The sequence below is a fragment of the Psychromonas sp. genome (assembly GCF_047632995.1).
Taxonomy (GTDB): domain Bacteria; phylum Pseudomonadota; class Gammaproteobacteria; order Enterobacterales; family Psychromonadaceae; genus Psychromonas.
Genome location: NZ_JBLIEK010000087.1, coordinates 1 through 15,460 on the forward strand (window position 1 = coordinate 1; position 15,460 = coordinate 15,460).

Annotated in this window: 16 protein-coding genes and 1 pseudogene; 13 read left to right on the forward strand and 4 right to left on the reverse strand. The window is 41.3% G+C overall.

The genetic code is table 11. The features are described from left to right. The 7 genes from lpxK to ACJAT7_RS13590 form a co-directional block, all read left to right on the forward strand. Positions 1 to 961, forward strand: a 961-nt coding sequence (gene lpxK, locus ACJAT7_RS13560; RefSeq protein WP_415227337.1) for a tetraacyldisaccharide 4'-kinase, incomplete at its 5' end; no start/stop codon positions are given. Next, on the forward strand, positions 958 to 1,140 hold the full coding sequence (locus ACJAT7_RS13565; protein ID WP_415227338.1) for a Trm112 family protein: 183 nt from the start codon (positions 958 to 960) through the stop codon (positions 1,138 to 1,140). The genes lpxK and ACJAT7_RS13565, both read left to right, overlap by 4 nt. Positions 1,141 to 1,142: 2 nt before the next feature. Beyond that, a complete protein-coding gene (gene kdsB / locus ACJAT7_RS13570) occupies positions 1,143 to 1,910 on the forward strand; it encodes a 3-deoxy-manno-octulosonate cytidylyltransferase (protein ID WP_415227339.1) in 768 nt (255 codons plus the stop codon). An 8-nt stretch (positions 1,911 to 1,918) separates the two neighbouring features. Further along, positions 1,919 to 2,854: a hypothetical protein gene (locus ACJAT7_RS13575; protein WP_415227340.1), complete on the forward strand. Its 936-nt coding sequence runs from the start codon at positions 1,919 to 1,921 to the stop codon at positions 2,852 to 2,854. A 9-nt stretch (positions 2,855 to 2,863) separates the two neighbouring features. Continuing rightward, positions 2,864 to 3,763 carry a DUF350 domain-containing protein gene (locus ACJAT7_RS13580; RefSeq protein ID WP_415227341.1) on the forward strand — a complete coding sequence of 300 codons (900 nt, stop codon included), beginning with the start codon at positions 2,864 to 2,866 and terminating at the stop codon, positions 3,761 to 3,763. Positions 3,764 to 3,842: 79 nt separating this feature from the next. Further along, positions 3,843 to 5,528 (forward strand): polyamine aminopropyltransferase, encoded by a 1,686-nt coding sequence (locus ACJAT7_RS13585; protein WP_415227342.1) that lies wholly within the window; start codon positions 3,843 to 3,845, stop codon positions 5,526 to 5,528. 176 nt (positions 5,529 to 5,704) lie between these two features. Next, complete coding sequence (locus ACJAT7_RS13590) at positions 5,705 to 7,267, forward strand: SulP family inorganic anion transporter (protein WP_415227343.1); 1,563 nt, start codon at positions 5,705 to 5,707, stop codon at positions 7,265 to 7,267. A gap of 34 nt (positions 7,268 to 7,301) precedes the next feature. Here the strand turns inward: ACJAT7_RS13590 and ACJAT7_RS13595 are convergent, their stop codons facing one another. Beyond that, positions 7,302 to 7,427, reverse strand: coding sequence for a hypothetical protein (locus tag ACJAT7_RS13595; protein ID WP_415227344.1), 126 nt, complete (start codon positions 7,425 to 7,427; stop codon positions 7,302 to 7,304). Positions 7,428 to 8,009: 582 nt separating this feature from the next. Here ACJAT7_RS13595 and pfkA point away from each other — a divergent pair. From pfkA to ACJAT7_RS13610, 3 genes are all read left to right on the forward strand, one after another. After that, positions 8,010 to 8,972: a 6-phosphofructokinase gene (gene pfkA, locus ACJAT7_RS13600; protein ID WP_415227345.1), complete on the forward strand. Its 963-nt coding sequence runs from the start codon at positions 8,010 to 8,012 to the stop codon at positions 8,970 to 8,972. 67 nt (positions 8,973 to 9,039) lie between these two features. Then, positions 9,040 to 9,633, forward strand: coding sequence for a UPF0149 family protein (locus ACJAT7_RS13605; RefSeq protein ID WP_415227346.1), 594 nt, complete (start codon positions 9,040 to 9,042; stop codon positions 9,631 to 9,633). Further along, the gene (locus ACJAT7_RS13610; protein WP_415227347.1) at positions 9,626 to 10,354 is read left to right on the forward strand and encodes a TIGR01621 family pseudouridine synthase; all 729 of its coding nucleotides are present in this window, start codon (positions 9,626 to 9,628) and stop codon (positions 10,352 to 10,354) included. The genes ACJAT7_RS13605 and ACJAT7_RS13610 overlap by 8 nt, the downstream gene beginning before the upstream one ends. Before the next feature lie 25 nt (positions 10,355 to 10,379). Here ACJAT7_RS13610 and xthA read toward each other — a convergent pair whose 3' ends face one another. Continuing rightward, positions 10,380 to 11,186: an exodeoxyribonuclease III gene (xthA, locus tag ACJAT7_RS13615; RefSeq protein WP_415227348.1), complete on the reverse strand. Its 807-nt coding sequence runs from the start codon at positions 11,184 to 11,186 to the stop codon at positions 10,380 to 10,382. A gap of 78 nt (positions 11,187 to 11,264) precedes the next feature. Then, positions 11,265 to 11,501 carry a TIGR02647 family protein gene (locus tag ACJAT7_RS13620; protein ID WP_415227349.1) on the reverse strand — a complete coding sequence of 79 codons (237 nt, stop codon included), beginning with the start codon at positions 11,499 to 11,501 and terminating at the stop codon, positions 11,265 to 11,267. A 147-nt stretch (positions 11,502 to 11,648) separates the two neighbouring features. Between ACJAT7_RS13620 and mutT the strand changes: the two genes are divergently transcribed. The 3 genes from mutT to ACJAT7_RS13635 all read left to right on the forward strand — a co-directional run bounded on the left by mutT (position 11,649) and on the right by ACJAT7_RS13635 (position 15,177). Then, on the forward strand, positions 11,649 to 12,029 hold the full coding sequence (gene mutT, locus ACJAT7_RS13625; RefSeq protein WP_415227350.1) for an 8-oxo-dGTP diphosphatase MutT: 381 nt from the start codon (positions 11,649 to 11,651) through the stop codon (positions 12,027 to 12,029). Positions 12,030 to 12,362: 333 nt separating this feature from the next. Beyond that, complete coding sequence (locus ACJAT7_RS13630) at positions 12,363 to 13,601, forward strand: ABC transporter substrate-binding protein (RefSeq protein WP_415227351.1); 1,239 nt, start codon at positions 12,363 to 12,365, stop codon at positions 13,599 to 13,601. A gap of 157 nt (positions 13,602 to 13,758) precedes the next feature. Then, positions 13,759 to 15,177: a sensor histidine kinase gene (locus ACJAT7_RS13635; protein ID WP_415227352.1), complete on the forward strand. Its 1,419-nt coding sequence runs from the start codon at positions 13,759 to 13,761 to the stop codon at positions 15,175 to 15,177. 31 nt (positions 15,178 to 15,208) lie between these two features. Here ACJAT7_RS13635 and ACJAT7_RS13640 read toward each other — a convergent pair. Next, positions 15,209 to 15,460, reverse strand: a pseudogene (locus tag ACJAT7_RS13640) (DNA ligase); the annotation flags it as partial.

Consider the following 15,460-nt stretch of genomic DNA (forward strand, 5'->3'; position numbering starts at 1 on the left):
GGATTTTTGGTATCAACCGCTTAAATGGTGGGTTTGGGGGTTATATCCTTTTTCCCTATTGCTATTAATTATCAGCAAAACACGCCGTTTTTTTTTACAAAACTCAGCACTAAAAAAAACTGGAAACCGTTTGCCTGTTATTGTAGTGGGTAATATTTCAGTCGGCGGTAATGGTAAAACACCCTTTGTTATCTGGTTATGTGAACTGTTAATCAAACAAGGTTATAAACCGGGAATTGTCAGCCGTGGCTATGGTGGCAAGAGTGCGACCTATCCACTGCTTGTTGATAGCGCTATCACCGGAAAAGAAGCGGGTGACGAGCCAGTGATGATTTTTAAACGCCTCGGTATTCCGATTGTTGTTGATCCGCTGCGCACTCAGGCGGCCGATTATTTAAGTAAACATTGTAATGTTGATATTATTGTTACTGATGATGGGCTGCAACATTACGCACTGCAGCGTGATATTGAAATTGTGGTGGTTGACGGGAAACGGCGTTTCGGCAATGGTCATTTAATGCCCATGGGGCCGTTAAGAGAGCCTTTATCGCGCTTGAAAGAGGTTGATTTTATTATTAATAATGGCGGGCAGCAGGCGGGGGAAATCAGTATGTCACTGCTGCCAAGTCCTTGCCTGGCTGTGGATGGCAGTGACCGTCTGTGCGCATTTAATAGTAAGGTCAATGCCTGCGCGGCTATCGGTTACCCACAACGCTTTTTTGATACTCTGACGCAACAGAATTTTGAGATAAATAAAGCGCTTGAGTTTGCCGATCATCATGCGTTCAGCGCAGATGATTTTCAACAATTTGACAATAATATACCGTTAGTGATGACTGAAAAAGACGCGGTAAAGTGTTCCTCTTTTGCACAACCCAATTGGTGGTATTTGCCGATTAATGCGCAGTTGCCCGCATCTTTTGAACAACAGTTATTAGAAAAAATTAAGGAGATAAAATGATCGATATTAAATTACTCAATATTATCGCTTGCCCAGTATGTAAAGGTAAATTAAGTTTCAAAAAAGAAACCAATGAGCTTATCTGTAAATTTGACCATCTCGCCTATCCGGTTGTGGACGGTATTCCTGCCTTATTAGAGGATCGAGCACGTACTATTTCGGCAAATGAGGAAATTTAACCATGTCTTTTATCGTTGTTATTCCCGCCCGTTACCAATCGACCCGTTTGCCCGCTAAACCGCTGCTTGAAATTGCAGGGAAAAGTATGATCCTGCGCGTGGCCGAGCAAGCTTTAAAAAGTGGTGCATCACGCGTGATAGTCGCAACAGATGATCAGCGTATTGTTGATGCGTTAAAGACGCTAAAAAACATTGAAGTCTGTATGACCTCAAAGACACATCAATCCGGCACAGATCGTTTAGCAGAAGTATGCCAGAAGTATCAATTAGCAAGTGATGAGATAATCGTCAATGTGCAAGGTGATGAGCCGTTAATTCCCCCTGCGGTGATCCGTCAAGTTGCCAATAATCTGCACCGCAATACAGATGCCAGTGTGGCAACGCTCAGTGCGCCGATTGAAACATTCTCTGATGTGTTTAATAGCAATGCGGTAAAAGTGGTTTGTGATAAAAACGAGATGGCACTGTATTTCAGCCGCGCAACGATTCCCTGGGATCGTGATAGTTTCAGTGCTGAGAATCAAAGTAAGCAGTCAGTTAATTGTAGTCACTTGCAACGCCATATTGGTATTTACGCATACCGAGTCAGTTTTCTGACAGAATATGCGCAACTGTCTGTTTCTCCTTTAGAATCAATTGAAAAGCTTGAGCAGTTACGTGTGTTGTGGCACGGTTTCAAGATTCATGTACAACAAGCCTGTGAAGTACCGCCAGCAGGTATTGATACAATAGATGACTTACAACGTGTTATTGATTATTTATCGAATTAAGGAAAGTAATGAAAATTAAACTATTACTTGTGATTTGTCTGAGTTTTTTACTCTTTGCATGCGGAGATGATCGCCAAGATCGCATCGCTAGCAATGTGCAAAGTGCAGATTATCGGATCAATAACCTAGGTCAGAAATTAGATGATAATGCGCTACGTAATGCAACTATTTTACGTGAATATGCAAAATTGCTAGCGCAGGACAAACCCGATCTTAGCCCCTTATTAGTTCAGCTAAGCCGTGATGCAAGCCGTGACGGGCCGATGTTTCAGGGGTTAAAACAGCGTTTAAAAACGGTTAAAGAGCAGCCTCAAGTACTCGGGGATATTGAAGCGCAGCTTTATGAAACAGAAAACTTAATGGCCGCTGCCGATAAAAATCTGTTTAATGATGCCCTGTCTGATCCTATCAATGTTATTGCTGATATGTCAGAGGGAAAATTAGCGCGGGTTAATGCGATTAAAAAGCCGCAGAGTTTGCAGGCAAATGGTGCAGAAGATAATGGTGCCGGCAGCCAGCTGGTCGGAAATCCTGGTTATGGCAATTGGCAGACTGGCAGCAGTGGAACCTCTTTTTGGCAGTGGTATGGCATGTATGCGATGTTTTCAGCAATCACTAACCCGGTACGTTATGACAGATGGTCATCACGTCGGGATTACAGCTATTACAACGATGTCGGCCGCAACCGCTACACCTCTCCGCAACAAGTGAAATCACAAGATAATTTGGCGAAAAAAACCAACAAACAGTTTGCCAATAAAGGCGGTTTTAAAAGCCCTTATGCAAAATCAAAAACGGGTGCCAGCCGCATGTCTACCTCAAGCCAGAAAGCGCAAAAGGCAGCTCCTTTTTCAGGTAAGTCGAGTTATTCAAAAGCAAAATCAGCAAGCAGTTTTAGAAATAGTAAATCCACCAGTTCTCGAGGCATCAGTCGCGGAAAATAAGGTAAAAATATGAATGAATTAATGACAATGTTAGGACAAAGCGACTCACTTGTTGGTTATTTACTAATTGATATGGCAGTGGCGATTCTTTTATTAGGCGGGATCCGCTATACCATGGGCTTTATTGGTAATGTTGATACCAAAGATGAGCTCTCCGAGAAAGATAATTTTGCATACGGTATCAGTCTGGCGGGTGGTGTGGCTGCGATGGGAATTGCATTAAGTGGCGCAATTACCGGCGAGCTAGCGGGCTCATATCTGATTGAATTAATAGGAATGTTTGTCTACGGATTGGCGGGTCTCATTATGATTAAAGCGGGCCGTTATATCCATGATAAATTTGCACTGCCTGATTTTCATAAACATGAACAAATTTTACAAAGAAATATCTCTGTGGGTATTGTTGATGCGGCTTCTGTTATTGCCACTGCGATTGTGGTCCGTGCCGCTCTGATTTGGGTTGAAGGTATCGATCTCAATACTTTTATCGCACTATTTTGTGCATGGATTGTGTCCCAGGTCATGCTCGTGATTATTACCCGACTCTTCGAGTGGCAATATGCGCGTAATAACGGCACTAGCTTTCAGGCAACGTTAGAAAAAGGGCAGGTGGCACTGGCAATTCGCTACTCTGGTTACCTTATCTCAACGGCGATGTCGGTAACTGCTGCAAGTTATTTTGTCCATTATAATCCACAAAACCTATGGGCTGGAATTGCGCAGTGGGCGATTATGAGCCTGATCTTGATGGTATGTTTAACGCTATTGACTATGGTCGCAAAACGAATTGTATTGTGGGGAATTGACCGTCGAGAAGAGATTGAAGATCAACAAAATATTGGTATTGCAGTGATCGAATTAACCACCTCATTTTCAATTGCATTATTGCTAATGGCGTTAATGGCATAACTTCACTATTAGCAGCTAAATGCGATCAAGGTCATCACAGTGTTGATGGCCTTTTTTTTAAAGAAAATAGAGAGTGAAAATGTACGATCCTAAAAAATTAAAACTGTTAATTGATGACACTCTGCTGATCTTGATTATGGCAACATTAGCGTGTTGCGGTTTGATTTATGAGTATCTGCTGTCCCATTATTCAGCGCGTATTCTGGGCAGTGTTGAAACCATTATTTATGCGATTATCGGCATTATGATTGTGTCCATGGGGTTAGGAGCGTTTGCCGCTAAAAAAGTGAAAGATGCATTTCAAGGCTTTGTTGTTTTAGAATTAGTGGTCGCTTTTATGGGCTGCAGCGCCACTTTATTTATCGCCTCTGTGATTGGTTTTAGTCACACCTTGCCGCAATTAATTGGAGAGACGTATCAACTCCCTATGGATGCCTTGCCGCAGGGCGGAATAGTTGCGCAATTTAGTTGGTTAAGTACGCAGCTCCCCTACGTTTTTGCCTTTATATTGGGTTTCTTGATCGGCATGGAGATTCCCCTTATTGCACGTATTCGCGAAGCCGTATATGGGCACCATTTGGCACATAACGCCGGCACTATTTATGGCGCGGATTATATAGGTGCGGGGATCGGTGCTGCGATTTGGGTGCTGTTTATGTTGCGCCTTGAGATAAGCCAGGCCGCTGCGCTGACCGCGACACTTAATTTAGTCGCCGGCTTTGTGTTTTTGATGCGCTTTAAAAAGCAGTTGCTACATATCAGGTGGCTATTATTAGCTCATCTCTTTTTGGCTATTGTGATAGCTTTGGTTTTTCAATATGGCGGTTCTTGGCAAAAACAGATGCAAAATATGCTCTATCTGGACAAGGTGGTTTATCAAACACAAACCCCTTATCAGAATTTAGTTTTTACCCAACGCCACTTGGGGGGCGGACTTGAGCCGATTTATAATTTTTATATTAACGGTAGTTTAGATGAACAGATCTACCACGAGTTTTTAGTGCATCCCGCCATGCAGGCGGCCAAACATCAGGATAATATTTTAATTATTGGCGGGGGAGACGGTCTTGCATTACGTGAGGTTTTAAAATGGCAACCCGACGCGGTGACCTTAATTGATTTGGATGCTAATTTAATAGAGCTATTTAAATACCCTGAAAAATCGCTACCTGAGTATTTGGCAAATAAAGTAAAATCACTCACCGCCAACAGTTTTAATGATAAACGCGTGACAGTGATTAACGATGATGCATTTATCGCGATTGATAGTTTATTACAGAAAAAGCAGGTTTTTGATGTGATTATTATCGATCTACCCGATCCCAGTCACCCGGATCTAAATAAATTATACACGGTTAACTTTTATTACCGCCTTAATCATCTCCTTGATATGGATGGCACTCTAGTGGTGCAGTCAACCTCGCCATTTCATGCTAAAAATGCATTTATCTCGATAGCCAAAACGGTTCAACAAGCTAAGTTTATACAGGTTGAACAATATCACCAAAATATACCTTCATTTGGTGAGTGGGGCTGGACAGTGGCAACCAAAGCGGGAGCAAGTGTGCGTAAACGGCTCTACAATCAAGAAAAAATATTAGTACAAACCAGCTGGTTAACTAGCGCTCTATTACAAAGTGCATTTGTTTTTAATAAAGGCTTTTATGAAGATAAAAGCAATATAAAAATTAACTATTTAGGAACCAACCAGCTTTACCAATACCATCAACAAGCGTGGGAAAGGGAAACCGAGTTTTCACCTTAGTCTGAAAGTTTTTACAGCGAAGCGAAATCGCTGCTGGAGAGACAAACAGATCCGGGGCAAGTGGTTGAATGATTAATAAATCATGCTGATTTATTAATCGACTGCTATCAATTAGTCTGAAAAATCGCTATAATTCGCGCCCAATTTATTCGCGTTATATTAAGGAATTATAATCTGTGTTTGATTTTCCGCAGTTCAGTAAAAGCAGTGCCAAAAATGATGTGTTATCGGGTTTAACCGTTGCACTTGCATTAGTGCCCGAGGCTGTTGCATTCGCATTTGTTGCGGGTGTTGAGCCTATGGTTGGTTTATATGCGGCCTTTATGGTGGGGTTAGTGACCGCCGTTTTTGGTGGCCGCCCCGGTATGATTTCGGGTGCCACAGGCGCGGTGGCCGTGGTAATTGTGTCATTGGTTGCTGAGCATGGCGTAGAATATCTATTTGCCGCCGTGTTACTGGCCGGAACGCTGCAAATTTTATTTGGTGTATTTCACCTCGGTAAATTTATACGCATGGTTCCCCATTCGGTGATGATAGGCTTTGTTAACGGCCTGGCAATTATTATTTTCTTAGCACAACTCGGGCAGTTTAAAGTTAAAAATGCGGCGGGACAATTAGAGTGGTTACAAGGCTCACCACTCTATATTATGCTTGGGCTAGTAATTTTGACTATGGTCATTATCCATTTTTTACCTAAATTAACGACCGCTGTTCCGTCAACGTTAGTGGCAATTGTGACCGTGACTTTATTGGTTTATTTCATTCCCGCTTTAGATGTACGTACCGTTGTTGATTTTTTACGCTCTATGTCAGGTGATGAGCATGCCACCATTGCGGGTGATTTACCCACTTTTGCGTTCCCGGCAGTGCCTTTTTCGATGCAAACATTACAGATTATTTTGCCTTACTCCTTGATCATTGCCTCGGTTGGTTTAATTGAATCATTATTAACGTTAACTGTTGTCGATGAAATGACCAATACGCGTGGCCGAGCCAATAAAGAGTGTATTGCACAGGGAGCTGCAAATATGGTTAATGGTGTCTTTGGCGGCATGGGCGGATGTGCAATGGTTGGACAATCACTGATCAATATTAATTCAGGTGGTCGAGGTCGTTTATCGGGTATCACTGCAGCGTTGGGATTATTAGCATTTATTTTATTCGCATCTGCTTTAATTGAAATAGTGCCACTGGCCGCGCTGGTGGGTGTGATGTTTATTGTTGTGCTCGGTACTTTTGAGTGGGCATCATTTAAAATGATGCGTAAGGTACCGAAAAAAGACGCTTTTGTAATCGTGCTGGTGACCGGCGTGACGGTCGTGACTGATTTAGCGATTGCGGTATTTGTCGGGGTCATTGTCTCTGCATTAGTATTTGCTTGGGAGCATGCGCGTCATATCCATGCGGTTAGTCAAGTAAGCGAAGACGGGAATGAGAAGAGTTACCGTATCAATGGTCCGCTTTTTTTCGGCTCTGCAAGTAATTTTTTAGATCTGTTTGATGCTAGTAAGGATCCGCAACATATCATTGTAGATTTTGCCGGATCGCGGGTTGTTGATCAGTCTGCGATTGAAGCTATTAGCGTATTAACAGATCGTTATGTCAAAGAGGGAAAGAAAGTTCATATCCGTCATTTGAGTCGCGACTGTCGTAAGCTTCTGCATAAAGCGGGCGTATTGGTTGAAATTAACTTAATTGAAGATCCATCATACAAAGTCGCATCGGATACATTAGGTTAAATAGCGAAATAAAAACAGGTCAAAAGACCTGTTTTTATTTATTTGAAACACGCGTTGGATGGTAAGTTGCGTCACATTTTGTACTATGGTTGGCTGTTTTAGCATTCCAAACTGAAAACCAAACCTGATTATTGCGTAATCGTTTTTGTTTATTTCTCATGTTACTTTCCTTATTAATTTATTTAACTATTAATTTAGCTTAGTAGTGTTACAAATATATGATAGTTTTTATTTCTTATTTTACTTCCCTTGTTAATTTATTTAAATACAATCTAGCGGAGTAATATTACAACTATGTGATAGTTTTTGTTTTTTGTTAATCTTCTTTGCGAAAGAACAAAGAATCTATTTTCTTGCTGTAAGATAATTACGCAGAGTTTAGTAGGATTACAACAAATGGGTGTAAGAACGGCTTCCGTTGAACGGTTGCTAGCGATTTGAGCAAAACTTTATTGATCATTTAACTACATCTAATCGAAAAAGAGGTAAACTACTTTTACTTAAGATACTCGAACAACTCGGAAATACAGATTTATGCATTTCCAAGTGGCTTGGGGATCTTTGTAGAGTTTCCAATATTAAATGGTAAAAATAGTGTCATAAACAGATCTATTTTTTACTGTATAACAGTTTAGAATTAACAGTTTAGAATTATATTGCTCAACATAATTTAAAAATTCGCATATGACGTTTTTAGATTTTTGGGTAAATTGTCAATTTATGTAATTAGTCGAGGTAGCAAGTGATTAAAAAAATTGGTGTTTTAACAAGTGGTGGCGATGCGCCGGGTATGAATCCAGCGGTTCGCGCAGTTGTTCGTACCTGTCTAGCAAATGATATTGAAGTTTATGGTATTTATGATGGTTACGCAGGACTTTATCAAGGTAACATTAAGCAATTAAATCGCCATTCTGTTTCAGACATAATCAACCGTGGCGGTACTTTTTTAGGTAGTGCACGTTTTCCTGAGTTTAAAGAAGAAAGTGTTCGTAAAGAAGCGATTAAAAATTTAGAAAAGCACGGTATTGAAGCGCTGATCGTTGTCGGCGGTGATGGCTCGTATATGGGTGCTAAAAAACTCAGTGAAATGGGTTACCCGTGTATCGGTATTCCCGGCACAATCGATAACGATATTGCAGGTACTGATCATACGATTGGTTTTATGACCGCTTTAAATACAGTTGTTGACGCAGTGGATCGCCTTCGTGATACCTCTTCTTCACATAACCGTATTTCTGTTGTGGAAATAATGGGTCGTTACTGCGGTGATTTAACGCTATGGGCTGCCATTGCAGGCGGCAGTGAATATGTTATCGTTCCTGAAGTAGGCTTTGATGAAGATGAGCTGCTAAAACAACTTGCCCTTGGTGAAGAAAAAGGCAAAAAGCATGCAATTATTGCTATTACTGAACACGTAACCGATGTCAATAAACTTGCGCAACGGATTGAAGAAAAAACAGGACGTGAGACACGTGCAACTGTTTTAGGCCATATTCAACGTGGTGGCACACCAATGGCATTTGATCGTATTCTAGCGAGTCGTATGGGCGCTTATGCTGTTGAGCTTCTTCTGGAAGGCAAAAGTGCTCGTTGCATCGGTATTCAAAGTGGGAAGATGGTTAACCATGATATCATCGAATGTTTAGAAGAGATGAAACGGCCATTCCGTCAAGATCTATATGATCTATCTCACAAATTATTCTAAGAATAATATTGTGTTGAATTATATAAGCCTACCTCCGGTAGGCTTTTTATTATCTGATGAGTGGTGAATGACTATACAAAATAAAGCGTATCAACCATTAGTTGAACTTTGTGAAATTCCAGAAATAAATAAAAATGGTCGAGATATTGACAAAATGTTGGGTATTATTTGTGCTATTTCAGCCTCCCCGCAGTCGCTCGACTTAGCGGATTGGTTTCCTCTGTTATGGTTGCAGGACGGCCCTTCATTTAGTAATGAAAATATTGCGCGTGATTTTGCTGCTGCCGTGCTGCAATTTTATGAAAATTGTTTAGCAAATTATCAGCAATCAACCCCTTTATCTTTGCCTACTGAGTTATGGTTAAATGAAAAGAATGAAGTCACTGCGCAAGGTATCGCATTTGCATCCGGATATCTGTCTGGTTTTCATAGCATTGAAGCGCTCTGGCAAGAGCTAAACTTAGCACCTGAGTCAGAGTCTGGGCAGTTATTGCAAACGACTATGCTGCTACTCAGTAAAATGGCCACAGCCAATAACAAGGATCCGCAAATGCAGCCGCTATTTGTGCAATTGCCGGACATGAATGAAATTATCAGCACATTACCTTCATTGTTAAGCGTATTAGGAAATTTCTCCGTATCGGTCAGCAATAATGACTAGAGAAACTATTGAAAGTGACGCTAAGTATGCGAATTATTTTTCACTGCTTTACGAAAATGATGATTTTATTGTTATCAATAAACAAGCCAACATAAATTTTCATAGTGAAGATGGTGAGTTCGGTGTGGTTGTGGCTGCTGAAAAAGCGCTGGCATGTAAGCTTTATAGCGTCCACCGTTTGGATAAAATGACTTCAGGCCTTTTATTATTGGCCAAATCGTCAGCCATCGCAGCACAGCTTGCCGCTTTGTTTTTCGAGCACAAAATACAGAAATATTATTTGGCAATCAGCGCCCAAAAGCCGAAAAAAAAGCAAGGATTAATAAAAGGGGGGATGGAAAAGTCTCGCCGCTCAATGTGGAAATTAACTAAACAACATAAGAATTTAGCGATCACACAGTTTTTTAGTTATAGCCTTGAAAATGGTAAGCGGCTTTTTATTGTTAAGCCGCATACGGGAAAAACACACCAAATTCGCGTGGCATTAAAGAGTATCGGCAGTGCCATTTGCGGGGATCCCTTATATGCTGAAAAATCATCACTGACAGCGAGCTATGATCGCGCCTATCTACATGCTTATCAGATAGATTTTTCATTGCATAATCAACAGTTCAGCTTTCAAGCATTAGCCGAGTTCGGGGATCTTTTCCGCTCTGAGTGTTGTCTTGCTAAATTGCAAGAGCTAGGCGCAGTGAGCGACTTAGCTTGGCCAAAAATTTAAAGGCGCAATTAAGTGCGCCTATAAATTAAGCGAACTCTGTCCAGATCGGGGCGTGATCTGATGGTTTTTCTATTGCTCTTAATTCATAATCAATACCCGCATCAAGGGTTTTATCCGCAAGTTTTGCAGTCGCTAAAATAACATCAATGCGTAATCCGCGATTATCATCAAAGCCTCGAGAGCGGTAATCAAACCAACTATATTGATCATTTACTTCGGGATTTAATAAGCGGAAGGTATCAGTAAAGCCAAAATTCATCAGTTTGCCTAACCATTCCCGCTCTTCGGGTAAAAAGCTACATTTTTTGGTTTTTAACCAGCGCTGTGCATTATGAGCGCCAATACCAATATCTAAATCGAGAGGAGAAATATTAATATCACCCATCACAATGATATTATCACTGGCACTATGGTATTTTTGTAGATAGGTATTAAGATCTTGATAGAATTGACGTTTATAAGGGTATTTAATCGCGTGCTCTTGGTTTTCACCTTGCGGGAAGTAACCGTTTAAAATCTCTATTTTTTCCCCTTGGTCATCTGCAAGGGTTACCATGATCATCCGTTTTTGGTGATCTTCATTATCCGTTGGAAAACCGTACTGCACGGCAAGCGGTTTTTGTTTGCATAACAGAGCAACACCATAATGCCCTTTTTGACCGTGAAAATAAACGTGATAGCCCATATCTTCAACCGCTTTGATAGGGAAAGCGTCGTTATCAACTTTTATCTCCTGTAAACCTATTACATCTGGTTGGTGTTTATCAATAATAGCTTGCAGTTGGTGCAGACGAGCACGTAGCCCGTTGATATTGAATGAGATAACTTTCATAAAAAGCCTTAATAGAAATAAATATTAAGGCTGAATGTACCTTGCTGACGGGGATAACTCAACAAGCCAGGGGATATATTAGCTTAACGTTACTAAAACATGGTGCAGGTGATCGGCTGTTTCTAAGCCACTATCAGTTAAATAACCGCCATCAGGTTGGGAAATAAGCCCTTTGTCAAATAAAGCTTTTGCAGAAGCGATGATTGCAGGATTGGCATCATTGTGAATTTTAATCCCCTCTAATTGAGATTTTTCAGGGAATTTAGCAAGCAATTTCATTTCTTCAAATAAAGTATCAGAGTAAATTTTAACCATTATTATCACCTTTATTATTAGTATTGGAGTGTTTATTTATATAAACATAATTTGCCTTAAAATTGCAAATAATAGAGTAGGTGAATTGGCGCTAGATCAACCATTTAGGTAAACTAATTACGATAAAGAGAGAATTAAGGATATTTAATGAAAACAGCTGAAATCAGTATTGCCATTGTCAGAAATTCTGAAAATTTATTTTTGATCTGTTTGCGCCCGGAAGATCTCCACCAAGGTGGTAAATGGGAGTTTCCAGGGGGGAAAATAGAACAAAATGAAACGCCCGAACAAGCTATGTGTAGGGAGTTATCGGAAGAGGTGGGCTTAAATGCACTAAGCTATCAACGGATAGAATCGAAATTTTTTGATTACGGCGACAGAGAGCTCCATTTACATTTTTATCTGGTTACGAAATTTTCAGGTGAAGCCCAGGGAAAGCAGGGACAACCCAGCAAATGGGTGAGCAAAGCACAGTTAGCTTTATATGAATTTCCGCAGGCGAATAAAAGCATTATTGAGCAACTGTAATATAAGATTTGGTTGTTCAGTTTTGCTGCATATTAGTCGCCGCAGGAGAGTAACGCACTCCGGTTTTTCTGTTACACACCATTAACTGATTATTCATTCAATCAGGTGGACAATAGCGCATTCTATTAATAAAACTTTAGCGCACAGTATGCGATTTTATTGATTGATATACTTGCCCTGTAGTTTGGATATTCTCAGTGTCGGCTCAAAATCTGTCATGCTTAAAGCGTAATAACGAAACTATGAGATGAGTCCAACGTCATTGCATCAATTTATACTATTATCAGTGTCAGTGCCATATAGTGAGACCCATTTACATTGGAGGGATCTAAAATGAAGCGTGTCATTACATTAACATTCATTGTCTTTTTTTTTCCAATTTTAACCTTTGCCGCAGAAGTGGAGGTATTACATTTTTGGACAGCGACAGGTGAGGCCCGCGCTTTGACTGAAATTAAGCAGGCTGTTCAGTCTAAAGGCCACAGCTGGCTCGATTTTGCAGTTGCCGGCGGCGGTGGTGAAAATGCAAGGGCAGTGCTAACTCAGCGGGTAGTAACAGGCTCTGCGCCGACAGCTGCACAGATGAAAGGTACTGAAATTCGTGTTTGGGCAGAGAAAGGTGTTCTTGCCAATCTTGATAAACTCGCCTTAGCTGAAAACTGGGACGCATTATTACCACCGAGCATCAGCTCACAAATGAAATATGACGGTCATTATGTTGCTGTTCCGGTTAATGTTCATCGTTTGAATTGGCTGTGGGTTAATCTCGATGTATTAAAAGCCTCCGGCGTTCAAAAAGTGCCAACAACGCTTGATGAGCTTTTCCTTGCGCTTAATAAGATTAAAAAGGCAGGTTACATTGCGCTTGCTCATGGTAGCCAGCCTTGGCAGGACACTATTTTATTCGAGTCAATGGTCTTAAGCGTCGGCGGGCCTGAATTTTATCGGCGCGTCTTTGTAGACTTAGATGAAAGTGCATTAACAAGCGCGACTATGCAGCGTGCATTTGCATTGTTTCGTCAATTGAAAAGCTACACAGATAATGAATCGTCAGGACGAGACTGGGATTTGACAACCGCACTGGTCATTCGAGGTAAAGCGGGTATGCAGATTATGGGAGACTGGGCAAAAGGAGAGTTTATCGCGGCAAATATGCAGGCCGGCAAACAATACGCGTGCGTTCCTTCCCCCGGGACACAAGGCTCCTTTAGCTACACCGTTGATGCATTTGCTATGTTTAAAGTAAAATCTCCCGAACAGATTAAAGCACAGGAAGCATTTGCTAGTTCTCTTTTAGATCCAGTCGTGCAGCAGAAGTTTAATCAAATAAAGGGGTCAATCCCGGTACGCAATGATATTTCATCTGCTGGATTCGATAGCTGTGGTCAAGCGTCTATGGCCGATTTTTCCGAAGCAGGCAAAAATTATGCACAGGTACCGAGTGTGGCCACCCATATGGCCATGCCGTTGGACAAGCTGACTAATGTTTATGAATTAATTTCTGAATTTTGGAATGACAGCCAATTAAGCCCATTAAAAGCAAGCCAGTTATTGGCAGAGGCGGTTAAGTGATATTGAGCTGGGTCCGAGGCGTCGACTGCTTTTTGGATCCCCTTAGACGGTTTTTAATTAAGGAATTAAAGTGCGCGTAGCGATGAATACTCTTAATCGACAGCCATTATTGATAGGAATAAGGGAACTACTTGGTGTCGTTCTTCCTGGATTGTTTATGTTTGCTATTAGCATTGTCGGCGTGCGGCTGTCTACGGATCTGCAATCACATCAGGAGTCACTTCGTGTTCAACAACACCAGCTGCTAAATATAGTGGACTCATCGCGATCTGCGCAGCTTTTTTATAAAAACCAACAAGAAAGTTGGCGCAACTTACAAGTAGACGGCATAACTGAATATGAATTTGCTCACCATCTGCGTGAGTACAAAGGCATTGAAAATCTGGTACAGCGGCAATTGGAAATTGTTCGCAATAACCTGATTGCCTCAGGTTTAGAGCTGAAATTAACCGATAAATTGATCGCTCAACATCTTCGCCTTAGCAAACAAAACGCCCAATCATTACTTGAATATAACCCTAATGCCCCTGAAAAATGGCTTAGTTCAATAACACTTTCCCGTGGTTTGGAACAGCAGTTAGGTCCACGTTTCGGCACTTTGATTGGCTCCGTTATGCTCGAAGCTACTGATAAGATTAATGAGCAAAACGAAGAAAGCGAAAATAGTTGGCAAACAACAAAAACGGGACTGTTATGGCTTACTGCCATTGGGGTGGCGTTTACAAGTTGGATCGCCTGGCTTATTCAATCAGCTAATAGGCGTTTGGCTCGCGCGCTAGATACATTACAATATGCGCAAATTGAGCTGGTTCGAACTGAAAAATTAGCTGGCTTGGGCGCGCTGGTCGCTGGCGTTTCACACGAATTAAATACGCCAATCGGAAATAGCAAAATAATTTCGCAGAGTATGAAAGAGTGGGTGGGAGATTTATCTCAAGCCGGTGAAAATGGTTCATTAAAGCGATCTGATTTGACCCGCTTTTGTGAGCAGGCGCAGGAAGGCTGCCTGCTCTTGGAAAACAGCTTAAATCGTGCGGTTGAAATTGTCGGTAACTTCAAACAGGTCGCAGTCGATCAGTCAAGCTGTCGTAAAAGGATGTATGATTTAAAAACCGTTGTAGACGAAATTGTTAATACCCTGGCTCACCAGTTTAAGCCGACACCCTACCAGTTGGTCACTCAGGTGCCTGAAGGGATTCAAATGAAAAGTTATCCCGGCGCGTTGGGGCAGGTACTTAATAATCTTATATTAAATGCACTTCGACATGCCTTTGATGGTTTACCTGAAGGGCAAGTAACGGTAGATGTTAGCGTTCCCGCTCCCACAAGAGTTCGTATCAGTGTCAGTGATAATGGTGTTGGGATTCCAGATAAATTGCGCAGTAAAATATTCGATCCATTTTTTACGACTAAGATGGGCTCTGGCGGCAGTGGGCTGGGGCTTTATATTGTTCACAACTTAGTGACAGGTCCCCTTGAAGGTAAGTTGTGGTTAGATGCAACATATCATCGGGGTACTCGGTTTGTTTTTGATATCGCCATAATCATCTCTGCGAATACAAATGATGATCTGTAAGTTAAATAAACATATATTGTCTCCTAAATTATTAAAATGTCTCTCTGATGCGCATAAAACTTGCAAAACGGGGCACGTTATTTTTCGTTGTCCCTATATATTTATAGGTGATGGTTGAACCAATTGTGGGCGGATTTTGACGTTCAAGATCGGAAAATCCACTGCCAATTTTAAAGGTGATACCCGCTTCTGTTCTGACCAACAGGGCACCAAGTCTGCCGCTGTTTCTACCTTTACCCGGCAAATGTTCTAATACAACCGCTTCTGCATCTTGATACATTTT